Here is a 13,617-nt window from a genome sequence, read left to right on the forward strand (position 1 = left end):
TCAGCTCGGCCGGCGGGCCGGTCTACCCGGTCGGCGAGACGGCGGACTGCGGCTGCCGGAGTGTCAGGTCGCGTTGGTACCAGACGCCTGGCTTTCCGCCGAGGTCGGCCGGGTCGGCTGGGCCGACCGGGACGAATCCGGCGTTGGTCAGCACCTTCTGGGACGCGGCGTTCTCGTGGGCGGCCGCCGCCCTCAGTGTGCGCAGGCCGTGCCGCGAGGCCGCCAGGCGGCACAGTTCCCGGACGGTCGCGGTCGCCACGCCACGGCCGGCGACCCGCTGGGCGACCCGGTAGCCGAGTCCGGCAGTGCCGTCCTCCAAGTCGTACAGGTTGAACCTGCCGAGTACCGAACCGTCCTCGGCGACGAGCACGTAGAAGGCGCAGATGCCGGCCTCCTGCTCGGCCAGCAGAGCGTCGTACCGGTCGGCGAACCGGTCGAAGTAGGCGTCGCCGCGGTCGGAGACCGAGGCGGCGAAGTAGGTGCGGTTGGCCAGCTCGAAGGCCAGGACCGCCGGCGCATGACCAGCGTCCAGCCGCTTCAGTTCGGACATCGCCCGACCGGTGAACTCGGTCAACTCGGGCCGCCGTGTTCGCGAGCGCGCGTGATGCGCTGTTCGAGCCCCGTCCGGCAGGCCGGCCATTCCTCGCTGGTGATCGAGAAGATCGCGGAGTCGCGCAGCCGGCCGTCCTCGCCGGGTGCCCAGGAGCGGGACCAGTTCCGCAGTACGCCCTCGAAGCGCGCGCCCGTCCTCTCGATCGCGGCCCGTGAACGGCCGTTGCGGGCGTCCGTCTTCAGGTCGACGCGTGCCACGTCCCAGTTCTCGAACGCGTGCCGGAACAGCAGGTACTTGGCCTCGGTGTTCAGCCCGGTGCCCTGGGCGGAGGCCGCGAGCCAGGTGAAGCCGACCTCGATCGCGGAGAGACCGTCGCCCTCCAGCCACCGTCGCGGATCCCAGTAGGCCGTGGCCCCGACCGCGCGGCCCGACGCCCGGTCCACCTGCGCGTACGGAGCCAGTTGCCCCGCGGCGGCGCGGGCGTGCTGGGCGTCGATGTACTCGCCGACCTCGGCCGCCCTCGGCACCCACGTGAACCGGTACGAGCCGCGGTCCTCCTCCGCCGCGGCGGCCAGGTCCGGCGCGTGCCGGTGGTCCAGTGGCTCCAGGCGCACGAGTGAGCCCTCCAGGACGGGTCCGTCCAGTGTGGAACTCATCGTTCCCCGATTCCCTGCGGGCTCACGTCGTCGTCGAGGAAGCGGAGCAGTACGGTGGCCTCCGCCCGGAGGCGCGCGGCCCGGTCGGCATGCGCGGGCGCGGTCAACTGCGCCGCCGCGTCCAGTCGTTCGGCGGCCTCGGCGCGTACGACGTCGACCACGGCGCCCTCGCTCAGCTCGCGCCGAGCCGCTTCGGTGACGCCGGCGCCCACCGGCGACAACTCAAGGGCCATGCCTCGCAGTTCGGCCTCGTCCACGGGCACCGCCTCGGCGTTGTCCAGCGCACCGAGTGTCGCGCGCAGGGCACTGACCGCGACCTTGTCACGAGCGCGCATCGCGTCGGGCAGCGCTTGGCGCATACGAAGACGTAGAGACATGCGCCTGACCTTATGGCGGCGCCACGGGACCCTCAACGTGATTAGAGATGAGGGATCGGGGCCCGTCCGCCGGGTCGGGTCAGCCCAGGATGCCCCGCTGATACGCCGTCGCCACCGCCGCCGCGCGGTCCTTGACGCCCAACTTGGTGTACAGGTGGGTGAGATGGGTCTTCACCGTGGCCTCGCTGATGAACAGGACGCGGGCGATCTCCCGGTTCGACGTGCCCTTGGCGACCAGGGCCAGAACCTCGCGTTCGCGGGCCGAGAGGGGCTCGTTGCCCGGGGTGCGCACCGCCGAGACCAGGCGGGAGGCCACCGCCGGGGAGAGGACCGTGCGGCCCTGGGCAGCCGCCCGTACCGCCGTGAAGAGTTCGTCCCTCGGGGCGTCCTTCAGGAGGTAGCCGGTCGCGCCCGCCTCGATCGCGGGAAGGGTGTCGGAGTCCGTGTCGTACGTCGTCAGGACGAGGATCTTCGCCCGGGACCGGCGGCGGGTCAGTTCGGCGATCGCGTCGACTCCGCCGCCGCCCGGCATCCGCAGGTCCATCAGGACGACGTCGGGGGCGAGCGTGGCGGCCAGTTCGACCGCCTCGACGCCGTTCGATGCCTCGCCGAGGACCGTGAAGTCCGGCGCCGACTCGAACATGCCGCGCAGACCGTCCCGTACGACGGGGTGGTCGTCGACGATCAGGAGGGTGATGGGTGCGTCAGTGGTCATGGGGGACCAACGGTACGCGTGCCGAGACGGCCGTGCCCTGACCTGGTTCGGACTCCAGGGTGAGGGCGCCCGCGATCCGTTCGGCGCGGGCGCGCATGCCGTCGAGGCCGAAGCCACCGGTGCCCGTGCGTGCGCGGGCCGCGAGCAGGTCGAAGCCCTCACCGTCGTCGCGGATGTCGAGGATCACCTCGTCGCCGAGGAAGGTCAGGGTGACGCCGGCCCGTGACGCGCGGGCGTGGCGGGACGTGTTCGACAGGGCTTCCTGGGCGATGCGCAGAAGGGTCGCCGCGAGTTCCGCGTGGAGTTGTTCCGCCGGGCCCGTGACCGTGAACTCGGCGCGTACGCCCGTCCGTTCGGCCCAGTCGGCGACCGTCTTCTTCAGGGCTTCCGGCAGGTCGTCGCTCTCCAGGGCCACGGGGGCGAGGTTCTGTACGGAGCGGCGGGCCTCACCGAGGCTGTGGCGGGCCAACTTCATGGCGCGGTCCGTGTGTTCGCGCGCCAGGACGCGGTCCGGGGTGTTCGTCACCACCTGGAGCTGGGCGATGATCCCGGTCAGGCCCTGGGCGATGGTGTCGTGGATCTCGGCGGCCAGTCGGCGGCGCTCGTCCGCGACGCCCGCTTCCCTTGCCTGGAGGAGGAGTTGGGCGTGCAGGGCGGCGTTCTCGTCGAGGGCCTGTTGCAACGCCGTGTTGGTGCGTTCGAGTTCGGTGATGGTGAGGTCCCGGTCGCGGGAGCGCTGCACTTCCTGCTCGGTGGCGTGGGCAACCAGCGCCTGCAGGCCGAAGTTGACGACCAGCAGCCCGGCGAACGCCGCCCACTGCCCCCCGCTTCCGAACGGCAGCCCGCCAGCCTGTGCGGCGGCCACCGTGACCGCGCTGGCGAACAGCCCGAGCCGCCGCCACATACCCGGGATCAGCTCGTCGGCGTCCATGTAGCCGGCGGCGGCGTAGAACGCGAAGAACGGGTTGACCCAGGTGAGCAGGAAGGCGATCGCCCAGCGGACGACGTAGTACGCGGTCCCCGCCCGGGACGGGGTCCGGCCCCGCTCGGCCCGACGGGGGCGGGTGCCGTGCCACCAGAGCTGGAGCGCGAGCGCGGCGCCGACGAGGGCCCCGGCGGCCTGCCATTCGATGGGGCCGTCGATCAGCTCGGCGGAGACGGCCGCGAGGACCGCGCTGACGCCGAGCAGCCCGTACGGCCCCCAGATGTGCAGTTGCTCCATGCGCCGGTCGAGCTGTGAGTCCGCCGCGGTCATGCCCCCAGTCTGCACGGACCGTCGCCCGTCCCCTACTCCCACCGGAACCAGCGTGCGGCACCGGCCGTCAGCAGTACCGTCCAGGCCACCAGCACGCCCAGGTGGTCCCAGCCGGGCCAGTCCCCCGCCGCCGCCCGGTTCAGCGCCTCGGCCGCCGCGCCGAACGGGGTCCAGCCGACGATCCTGGCCAGCACGTCCGGCATGGTCTGCACCGGCGCCCACACGCCCGCGGAGAACATCGACGGGAAGAACACGGCCGACCCGATCGCGCCCGCGACCTTCGTCGTCCGGGACAGCGCGGAGACCACGGCGCCGAGCGCGAGGGCGACCAGCACGGTCAGGACGAGGGCCAGGGCGTAGCCGAGGGGCTGCCGGGCCAGTCGTACGTCGAAGGCGAGGCGTCCGACCGCGAGGGTGAGAAGCGACGATGTCAGGGCCGCCCCGCCGTACACCAGCATCTGTGCCCGGAGGAGGGCGGCCGGGCGGACCGGGGTGGTGGACATCCGGCGCAGGATGCCGCGCTCGCGGTAGCCGGTGAGGGTCTGCGGCATGGCCTGGAGGCCGCCGACGATCGGGCCGAGCAGCACGGCCACCGGTACGTACACGTCGATCGTCCGTAGGCCGCCCAGGTCGGTCTGGGGGTCGCCGAAGGAGGGGATCGAGCCGAGGATCACCAGGAGGAGGACCGGGAACAACAGGATCCAGAAGAGGGAGCCGGGTTCGCGGCTCAGGAGCCGGATCTCGGTCCTCAGTACGGCAGTGTCGGCGATGGATGTGTTCATGGCGCTCATGCCGCTTCCTCCTTCGTGAGGTCGAGGAACGCGTCGTCCAACGTGGCTTCGGTGACGCGGAGTTGGAGGGCAGTGACATGGCTTCGGGCGAGGAGGCTGATGACGGCGTTGACGGTCTCGTCCGTGCCGGAGAGGGTGACGCGGCTGTCCCGGTACTCGACCGACGCGAGCGCCGGAAGCGCGCTCAAGGCGTCCTCGGCCAAGGGCTCGGACGGCGTGAAGCTGATCACCGTGGCGCCCGCCGAGCGGCGGATCAGGCCCGCCGGGGTGTCCAGGGCGGCGATCCGCCCCTTGTCGATCACGGCGATCCGGTCGCACAGCCGTTGCGCCTCCTCCATGAAGTGCGTGACCACAAGGACGGTCACCCCGCTCGCCCGTACGTCCTCGATGAGCTGCCAGGTGTCCCGGCGGGCGCGGGGGTCGAGGCCCGTGGTCAGCTCGTCGAGGACGACGACCCGGGGGCCGCCGATGAGGGCGAGCGCGATGAACAGGCGCTGTTTCTGGCCACCGGAGAGCTTGCCGAACCTGGTGTCGAGCCGGTCGGTCAGGCCGAGGCGCTCGGCCAGTGGGCGCCAGTCGGCGGGGCGTGGATAGAAGGCCGCGTACAGCTCCAGTGCCTCGCGGACCGTCAGCTTGGCCTGCAGTTCGCTCTGCTGGAGCTGGGCGCCGAGGACCCGGCTGGTGGCCTGGCGGTCGGTGACCGGGTCGAGGCCGGCGACCCGGATCCGGCCGCCGTCGGGCACGCGCAGGCCTTCGACGCATTCGACGGTGGTGGTCTTGCCGGCGCCGTTCGGGCCGAGGATGCCGAAGATCTCGCCCTCCTCGACGGCGAAGGAGATGCCGTCCACGACGGGACGGCCGCCGTAGGACTTGCGCAGGTCGTGCACTTCGATGACGGACATGCGATCAGCGTCGCGCTGCGGGAGGGGGCGGCACATCGGCCGACGCGCTCGGAACGGCATCAACCGATCGGTTGATACGCATGTACGACCACACGTACGAACGCGTTTACGGTAATTCGAACACGCAGGTCGTAGGACCTGCGCCTGACCCGATCCGGGCCAAAACTCGGTAGGCACTGTCAGTGGTGGTTTGTAGGCTCGGGATGATGTCCACGACACGTGCAACCGCAAACGACCCCGGGGCCCAGGCCGGCCGTTCCGCCGTACGCACTCTGCTGCGCCTGTGGCCCTTTGTGCGGCCGGTTCGCGCCCGATTGTCCGTCGCCGCGCTCGTCGCCGTCCTCGCCTCGTGCATGGGGCTGGTGATCCCGCTCGTCCTGAAATGGATGGTGGACGGGCCGATCGCCGACCGTGACTCCCGCGGTGTGTGGTTCGGGGCGCTGTGGCTGCTGCTGCTCGGGCTCGGAGAGGCGCTGCTGTTCGGGCTGCGGCGGTGGCTGGTGGCCAGACCGCTGGCCGGGGTCGAGGCGGCGATGCGGGCGGCGCTGTACCGGCGGCTCCAGCGGCTGCCGGTCGCCTTCCACGACCGGTGGCCGTCCGGTCAGCTGCTGTCCCGGGCGACGTCGGACCTGCAGCTGCTGCGGATGTTCCTCGCCTTTCCGCTGACGTTCCTGTTCGTCAACGCGGTGACGATCCTGGTCGGCGTGATCATCATGCTGGTCCAGGACTGGTCGCTCGGGCTGGTGATCCTGGGGCCCGCCGTCCCCGTCCTGGTGGTGTGCATCGTCTTCGAGCGGCGCTACCACCTGGTGGCCCGGCGTGCGCAGGACCAGGTCGGCGACCTGACGACGGTCGTCGAGGAGAGCGTGCTGGGCATCCGGATCATCAAGGGGTTCGGGCGGCACCGCAGTCAGGCGCGGGCGTTCCGTGAGCTGTCGGGGACCTTGCGCGGGACCGAGTTGCACAAGGCCCGGCTGCTGTCGGCGATCTGGGCGGCGATCGTCACGCTGCCGGAGCTGGCGATCGGGGCGGCGCTCGTGCTGGGGACCGTGCAGGTCGCGAACGGTGATCTGTCGGCGGGCACGCTGGTCGCCTTCCTGTCCACGGCTCTGGCCCTGCGCTGGCCCGTCGACTCCATCGGCTTCCTGCTCGCGATGAGCCAGGACGCGGCCACCGCCACAGAGCGGTACTTCGAGGTGATGGACGAGGATCCGGAAGGGGATAAGGAGACCGCCCTCCCCGGTGCCGGGTCACCTTCCTCGGATGTGTCCGATGTCTCCGGTTCCTCGGGCGCCGACCGTGGGCTGCGCTTCCACGAGGTCTCCTTCCGGTATCCGGACGCGCCCGCCGACTCCCCGCCGGTCCTCGACCGCGTCGACCTCCACATCCGGTCGGGCGAGTCGCTGGCCCTCGTCGGTACGACCGGCAGCGGCAAGACCACGCTCACGGCGCTCGTCCCCCGGCTGCACGAGGTGACCTCGGGGCGCATCACCCTCGACGGCCACGACATCTCCGCCCTGCCCAGGGATGAGCTGCGTGCCCTGGTCGCCGTCGCCTTCGAGGAGCCCACCCTCTTCTCGGCGAGCGTCGGCGAGAACGTCCTCATGGGCGCCGGGGACTCGGCGGGCGAGGCCGAGCTGCGGCACGCCCTTGCCGTGGCGCAGGCCGATTTCGTGCACGCGCTGCCGCAGGGCTCGGACACCCAGGTCGGTGAACAGGGCCTCAGCCTCTCCGGTGGCCAGCGGCAACGGCTCGCGCTGGCCCGGGCGGTCGTGGGCGGGCCCAGGTTCCTCGTCCTCGACGACCCGCTGTCCGCGCTGGACGTGCACACGGAGGCCGCCGTCGAGGCCGCGCTGCGCAGGGTCCTCGCCGACACCACGGCCCTGATCGTGGCGCACCGCCCGTCCACGGTCCTGCTCGCCGACCGCGTCGCCCTCCTCTCCGGCGGCCGGATCACCGCCGTGGGCACGCATCACGAACTCCTGCGGACGAACGCCGAGTACGCCTGGCTGATGGCCGGCGCGGACGAGGAGACCGACCGCGGCAACTCCCCCCACGGCACCACCGACAGCTTCGAGGAGGCCGCCCGATGACGGCGCCCACAACCACCGCGCCGCCCCCGGACGACGAACAGCCCCCCAACCCGGGCACCGGGCCAGGCAACGGACCCCACGGGGAATCCAAGGCGGGAGCAGACACCGGACCCCACGCGGAACCTGACGCCGGACCCGACGCCGGACCCCACGCGGAACCGGACGCCGGACCCGACGCCGGACCCGACGCCGGACCGGACGCCGAGGCGGCGACTGCGGCTCCCCGGCCCCCCGCCCCCGGTGACCCCTTCGACCAGGACGACCTGCCCACCCCCAAAGGCGCCACCGCGACCCTGCTTCGCTCCCTCCTCGCCCCGATGAGGGGCCGGGTCGCCCTCACCGCCGTACTTCTGCTGCTGCAGCAGGCGGCCGTCCAGGCGGGCCCGCTGCTCGTCGCGTACGCCATCGACCGGGGTGTGCCGGCCTTCCGGGACCACGACAACGGGCCGCTGGTCGCCGTCGGCGTCGGCTATCTGCTCTGCGCGCTGGCGTCGGGCGGGCTGCAGTACTGGTTCATCTCCGCCGCCGCCCGGGTCAGTCAGGACGCGCTGCTCGATCTGCGCGGGCGTATCTTCCGGCACGCGCAGGCACTCAGCCTCGACTTCCACGAGCGTTACACCTCGGGCCGGCTCATCTCCCGTTCCACGGCAGACGTCGAGTCGCTGCGCGAGCTGCTGAACGACGGGCTCCAGGAACTCGTCACCATCGCCCTGTCCTTCGCCTACATCTCGGCCGTCCTGCTCTGGCTGGATCTGAGCCTCGGCACTCTCGCCATCGTCTCCTTCGTGCCCCTCTACCTCCTCGTCCGGCTCTACCAGCGCCGGGCCGGCCGGGTGTACGCGCTGCGGTCCACCGCGATCGCGGCCGTCATCGTCAAGTTCGTCGAGACGATGAACGGCATCCGGCCGGTGCGCGCGTTCCGCCGCGAGGCGGCCAACGACGCGGAGTTCGAGGCCCTCAACCGGGACCACGAGCGGAAGAACGGCGACGCGATCCTGGAGATGGCGCGTTACGTCGTCGGCTCCCGGGTGGTGGCCAACTCCGCTGTCGCGGCGATGGTGTTGTGGGGCGCCCACCGGGTCGCGAACGGCTCGCTGGAGCTGGGTGTGCTGGCCGCCGCCGTGCTGTACCTGCGGCGGCTGTACGACCCCATCGACCGGCTCGGTATGTTCCTCAACTCCTACCAGTCGGCCACCGCCTCCCTGGAGAAGATCTCCGGTCTCCTCGCCCAGACGCCGTCCGTCCCGGAACCCTCGGCTCCCCGGCCCCTTCCGGTACGTGAGTCCGAGCACCCGGGCCGCGCGGTCGTCTTCGACGGAGTCCGGTTCGCCTACCGCACCGGCGGCGAGGTGCTGCCCCGCTTCGACCTCAGCCTCCCGGCCGGGCAGACCGTCGCGGTCGTCGGCTCGACCGGCGCCGGCAAGTCCACCCTGGCCAAGCTGCTCGCCCGCTTCTACGACCCCACCGAGGGGCACGTCCTCCTCGACGACGTCGATCTGCGCGACCTGGCGGCCACCGATCTGCGGCGCGGGGTCGTGATGGTGACGCAGGAGGCCTTCCTGTTCTCCGGCAGCGTCGCCGACAACATCGCCATAGGCCGCCCGGACGCCGAGCGCGAGGAGATCGAGCGTGCGGCGAAGGCGATCGGCGCCCATGACTTCATCACCGCGCTGCCCGACGGCTACGACACGGACGTACGCAAACGAGGCGGCCGTATCTCCGCTGGGCAGCGCCAACTGGTCGCGTTCGCGCGGGCGTTGCTCGCCGATCCGGCGGTGCTGATCCTCGACGAGGCGACCAGTTCGCTCGACATCCCGGGTGAACGGGCCGTGCAGCGTGCGATGTCGACGGTCCTGAAGGGGCGTACGGCCGTCGTGATCGCGCACCGGCTGTCGACCGTCGAGATCGCCGACCGGGTGCTGGTGATGGAGCACGGGCGGGTCGTCGAGGACGGAGCCCCGGCCGAACTCATCGCCGGTACGGGCCGGTTCGCGGATCTGCACCGGGCCTGGCGGGACAGCCTGGCGTGAGTTCTCACCAGCCGCGTCGAGACCGGCCCGGACGGCATCACGCCAGCCTGCCCCGTGCGGGGACGGTGAATTTCCGCCCGTCAGTTCTGGACGTCGGCGGCCAGCGCCCGCAGCGCCTCCAACAAGGTGCGCACCCCGAACCCGGTGGCCCCGTGCGGCACTTCCCCGTACGCCGACTCGTCGTTCCACACCGGTGCGGCGACGTCCAGGTGCGCCCAGCGCGTGCCGGGGGTGACGAAGTCGGCCAGGAACAGGGCGGCCTGCACGCTGTCGCCACGACGGTGTGAGCAGTTGACGCGGTCGGCGACTGCCGAGCGCAGGTGCCGTCGCTCGTGCGCGAGCAGGGGCAGCCGCCACAACGACTCACCGGCCCGCTGTCCGGCCTCCACCAGGAGGTCGGCCAACGCATCGTCGGGTGAGAAGACCGCGCCCGTTCGCGTGCCCAGGGCATGGCCGGCCGCCGAGGTGAGCGTGGCCACGTCGATGACGACATCGGCCCGGCCCGGTTCGCTCGCCAGCGACAGAACGTCAGCGAGCAGGACCCGGCCCTCGTTGTCGGTGTGTGTGACCTCGGTGCTGGTGCCGTCACGGTGCCGCACCACGTCCCCGACGCGCAGAGCCCCACCGTCCGGCATGTTCTCGGCCAGGGGCAGGTGGGCGCGGACCCGGAGCGGCAGGCCCAGCCGGGGAAGGGCCAGCACCGCACCGACGACGGCTGCGGCTCCGCCCATGTCCGCCTTCATCGTGTGCAGTTCACCAGAGGGCTTGAGGGACAGCCCGCCGGAGTCGAAGGTGACTCCCTTGCCGATCAGGGCCACGGTGAGCGCCGCCGGGCCGTCGGGTTCGTAGACGCATTCCACGTAGCGTGGGGGCTCCGACGATCCCCGGCCGACGGCGGCCAGACCCGCCAGACCCAGCCGTTCCAGTTCGGCTTCTCTGTGGACGGTGTGGGCCAGCCCGGCCTCGGCGGCGGCCGCCGCGACCCGGTCGGCGAAGACGGTCGGAGTCAGTTCGCAGGCTGGGGCGTTGACGAGGTCCCTGGCCAGGCAGGTGCCGTCGGCCGCGGCCAGCGCCTCCGCGAGGGCCCCCGGGTCCGCGCCCGTGATCCGGACCTCAGCGGGGGGCGGCAGGCCCTGGGAGCTGCGATAGGCGTCGTACCGGTACAGGGCCAGCCTGGCACCTTCCGCGACCGCGTGGACCCGATCGTCCGGCGCGAGGCGGCCGCCGACCGGGACCGCGAGATCCATGCGCACGGTCCGGGCCGGCCCGAGGGCCCGGGTGGCGACAGCGGCCGCCTCGCGCAGGACGGCCGGGGTGAGCGTGTCGGCGGGCCCCAGGCCGACGTTGAGGAGGACGCCGCGACCGCTCTCGGCCGGTTCGGCCACCACCTGCCCGGCCCGGGCGAGGAAGCCGCGCCTGCGTACGAAGGCGCTCGCGCCCGCGGCGGAGTGCCAGGGCCGGACGATCACATCGGCGTGTTCGTCGGGCGTCCCGGCGCGGAAGGTGGTCACGGCGTCGTCACTCTCTCAGGCCCGCTCGTAGCGGGCGGTGCTGTCCCGGGTCAGCAGCCCCTCGTCGACGAGGGCCCGGCGCAGGCTGACCCAGTCGTCCAGCCAACCGCCGCAGATGGCGTTCACCTTGGGCTCGTCATAGGTCACGCCCTTCTCGAAGGACTCGGCGACCACTGTCAGCACACGTTTGCGGGTCTTCGCGTTGCCGGGGATGGAAGCCAGACGGCCTTTGCGGAAATAGGCTCCGGCGCCGTCCCCTGCGTCCCGTCCGGTCAGCCGCACCTCTTCGCGCACTGCCAGCCGGAAGGTGTCGTCGACGAGGTTGTACGTGCCCCGGTCCGGGTCGTGGGAGGCGATTCGCCCCTGGGCCAACTTCTGCAGTGCCATCGCGGCGGCGGTGGGCCGCAGCCCGGTCCGCTCGGCCACCTCGGCCACGGTGACGGCGCCCAGCGCGAGCGCCGCGTAGGCGGACCGGCGGTCCTCCTGCGCGAGAAGTCCGACCAGGTCGCGACAGGACGGCGGTCGCTCGTGTGTCCTGGTGGCAGACCCGTCGTCGACGGTGTCCCGCTCCGAGGCGATTTCGGAGGTGGCGGATCGGGGGGAGTCGGTGGCAGTCAACTGCTCTCTCTGTTCTCTGGGGTTCTCTGGGGTTCTCTGGGGTGAATTCCGCAGGGGGTACGGCCCGGGGGCCTCACGACTATCCCGCCCCGGTGGGCTGCGGCAAGGTGCCTATCACGCGCTTTCGGATGTTTCCGGCCAGTCGGCCGCCGAGGGGTCCCCGAGCCTGTGGACGGGGCCGAGCGACAGCGCCACGGCTGGACGGGCGCGGCGCGGGGTGCCTTTGGGCGGCGGTGTGCGATAGGCAGAGGGGACGGCCCGGGTGGCCAGGGCGATCACCTTCGTGCCCTCGCTGTGGATCCAGCGTCGGCGCTCCCATTCCGCGAGGGTCCGTGCGGTCCGGTCCACGTCGGTACCGGGCCCTCCGGGAACGAACAGGTCGCGGTGGCGGGCCCCGCCGATCAGAGCCCGGTACAGGCGGGCCTCCGCGTCCGTGAGCACCGTCCGACCCGCCGGCAGACCGGGCCTGCCCTCGTCGAGGACCACGGATTCGAAGCCGAGGCGGTAGGTGAAGTGCGCCCGGCGGTACTGGGCCCGCCACAAGCTGATCCTGGCCGCCAGCAGCCGCCGTAATTCCTCGTTCTCGGCGGCGTCGGTGAAATCACCTTCGAAGTGGTAGGCGATGTCCCACAACTCCCCGGGAGTGAGCTGCGGATAGACGTATCGATACCCCGCCAACGGCCTGGTGAGCGTCAGACCGAATTGCTCGGGACGCTCCACGTACGGGCTGAACCGGTCGAAGTGCACAGCCAGGATGTCGTTGTCAGGGGCCTGCAGATGAGTCAGCGAGGAAACCAGCTCGACCTGCTCCCGGAGGGATGCGGGAGTTTCGTCCGGGTAGCCGGTGAGGATGTTCCAGACCGGCAGCACCCCGTACTCGGCGCAGCCCAGGAGGAACCTGATGTTCTGGTAGGCCGTGGCTCCCTTGCGCAGGAGACGCAGACCCTCCGTGCTGAGACTCTCGATTCCCGGCTGCACCGAACGGATACCCGCCCGCCGCATGGCCCGAATGTCCGCCCACTCCATGTTCGCCTTCACCTCGAAGAACAAGGAATGATCGGTCCCCAGTTTCTCGATCTTCGGCAACGCCGTGTCCAGATACTTCAGATCAAGAATGTTGTCCACCGCGAAAAAGTCCAGCACACCATACCGGTTCATCAGGTGACTCAATTCATCCGCCACCGAATCCGGATGCTTACTCCGATAGTTCATCGTCGCACCGTTCAACCCACAGAACGTGCAATGCGTCTTCGCACCCCACCAACACCCCCGCGAGAACTCCACCGGCAAAGTGATCTCCGGCTCCAGATCCCCCAACCCCGCATCCGCCAACTGCTCGAAGAACCCGTCATAGTTCGGCACCGGCACCGCCAACGGACCACCCCGACCAGGCACCGCAGGAGCCGACACATCCCCCGCAGCCGCCCCCGCCCCCGCCCGCGTCCGCAACCGCCCCACGTCCACCACCGGACCACCCGCCGACACCGACCGCAGCAACGACAGGAACGCGTCCTCCCCCGGACCGTCCACCACCGCGTCCAACGCCGGATACCGCGCCAGCAACGTCCGCCCCATCGACCCCTCGCAGTTACTGCCCCCCATCACGATCACCCCGCCGTAACCGTGCTCCCGCAACCGCTCCGCCACCGCCAACGTCGGCCCGTTCTGGCTGAAAGTGCTGGTGAACCCGATGACGTCGGGCCGACCGGTGAGCAGCCTGCGTACGGTCCGTTCCACGTGCAGCTCGGCCGGCCCACGGAGCGCGTCCACCAGGGCGATCGTGGTGTCGCCGACACCATGAGCGCGCAACTCGGCGTGGTAGGCGTCGCGTTCGTCCGCGTCGGCGTGACGCCGTGCGAAGATCCAGTCGCCCACCGCGAGGTGGTACAGCTCCTCGGACACCATCCGGTACGCCTCGGACCACTCCTTGCGGTCCATGCCCGGCAGGGGACCCGCCGCGCGCGCGAGCCCGTAGAAGTCGAGGTACGCGTAGTGGGACTCGGCCTCCCAGCCCCCCGCCTCGGCAACGGCTCGCAGCGCGCCCACCTGGATCGAGGGGCGCCGAACGTTGTTCCAGGGCATGGAGACCAGTGCGACCCGAGGGCGCTCCGTCATG

General features: G+C 71.3%; 12 protein-coding genes. 2 read left to right on the plus strand and 10 right to left on the minus strand.

What is annotated here, in order from left to right:
- Positions 1-22: 22 nt before the first annotated feature.
- The 7 genes from QA861_RS13115 to QA861_RS13145 form a co-directional block, all read right to left on the minus strand.
- Positions 23-550: a GNAT family N-acetyltransferase gene (locus tag QA861_RS13115; protein WP_334588512.1), complete on the minus strand. Its 528-nt coding sequence runs from the start codon at positions 548-550 to the stop codon at positions 23-25.
- Between the two features lie 20 nt (positions 551-570).
- Complete coding sequence (locus QA861_RS13120; protein ID WP_334588513.1) at positions 571-1,209, minus strand: GNAT family N-acetyltransferase; 639 nt, start codon at positions 1,207-1,209, stop codon at positions 571-573.
- Entirely contained in the window at positions 1,206-1,544 is a 339-nt protein-coding gene (locus QA861_RS13125; protein WP_334590535.1) for a GatB/YqeY domain-containing protein, read from the minus strand. The genes QA861_RS13120 and QA861_RS13125 overlap by 4 nt, the downstream gene beginning before the upstream one ends.
- Before the next feature lie 121 nt (positions 1,545-1,665).
- A complete protein-coding gene (locus QA861_RS13130) occupies positions 1,666-2,301 on the minus strand; it encodes a response regulator (protein WP_334588514.1) in 636 nt (211 codons plus the stop codon).
- Positions 2,291-3,556 carry a sensor histidine kinase gene (locus QA861_RS13135; protein WP_334588515.1) on the minus strand — a complete coding sequence of 422 codons (1,266 nt, stop codon included), beginning with the start codon at positions 3,554-3,556 and terminating at the stop codon, positions 2,291-2,293. The genes QA861_RS13130 and QA861_RS13135 overlap by 11 nt, the downstream gene beginning before the upstream one ends.
- Positions 3,557-3,588: 32 nt before the next feature.
- Positions 3,589-4,338 carry an ABC transporter permease gene (locus QA861_RS13140; RefSeq protein WP_334590536.1) on the minus strand — a complete coding sequence of 250 codons (750 nt, stop codon included), beginning with the start codon at positions 4,336-4,338 and terminating at the stop codon, positions 3,589-3,591.
- A gap of 5 nt (positions 4,339-4,343) precedes the next feature.
- The gene (locus QA861_RS13145; RefSeq protein WP_334588516.1) at positions 4,344-5,249 is read right to left on the minus strand and encodes an ABC transporter ATP-binding protein; all 906 of its coding nucleotides are present in this window, start codon (positions 5,247-5,249) and stop codon (positions 4,344-4,346) included.
- A gap of 206 nt (positions 5,250-5,455) precedes the next feature.
- On the opposite strand from QA861_RS13145, the gene QA861_RS13150 reads away from it, so the two are divergent.
- Positions 5,456-7,342, plus strand: coding sequence for an ABC transporter ATP-binding protein (locus QA861_RS13150; RefSeq protein ID WP_334588517.1), 1,887 nt, complete (start codon positions 5,456-5,458; stop codon positions 7,340-7,342).
- A complete protein-coding gene (locus tag QA861_RS13155; RefSeq protein ID WP_334588518.1) occupies positions 7,339-9,372 on the plus strand; it encodes an ABC transporter ATP-binding protein in 2,034 nt (677 codons plus the stop codon). The genes QA861_RS13150 and QA861_RS13155 overlap by 4 nt, the downstream gene beginning before the upstream one ends.
- Before the next feature lie 80 nt (positions 9,373-9,452).
- On the opposite strand, the gene QA861_RS13160 is transcribed toward QA861_RS13155, so the two are convergent.
- From QA861_RS13160 to QA861_RS13170, 3 genes are all read right to left on the minus strand, one after another.
- Positions 9,453-10,883 carry a leucyl aminopeptidase family protein gene (locus QA861_RS13160; protein ID WP_334588519.1) on the minus strand — a complete coding sequence of 477 codons (1,431 nt, stop codon included), beginning with the start codon at positions 10,881-10,883 and terminating at the stop codon, positions 9,453-9,455.
- Positions 10,884-10,898: 15 nt separating this feature from the next.
- Entirely contained in the window at positions 10,899-11,462 is a 564-nt protein-coding gene (locus QA861_RS13165; RefSeq protein WP_334590537.1) for a DUF2087 domain-containing protein, read from the minus strand.
- Positions 11,463-11,615: 153 nt separating this feature from the next.
- Positions 11,616-13,616 carry a RiPP maturation radical SAM C-methyltransferase gene (locus QA861_RS13170; protein ID WP_334588520.1) on the minus strand — a complete coding sequence of 667 codons (2,001 nt, stop codon included), beginning with the start codon at positions 13,614-13,616 and terminating at the stop codon, positions 11,616-11,618.
- Position 13,617 lies beyond the last annotated feature (1 nt).

It is taken from the genome of Streptomyces sp. B21-083 (assembly GCF_036898825.1).
In the GTDB taxonomy this organism is placed as follows: Bacteria; Actinomycetota; Actinomycetes; order Streptomycetales; family Streptomycetaceae; genus Streptomyces.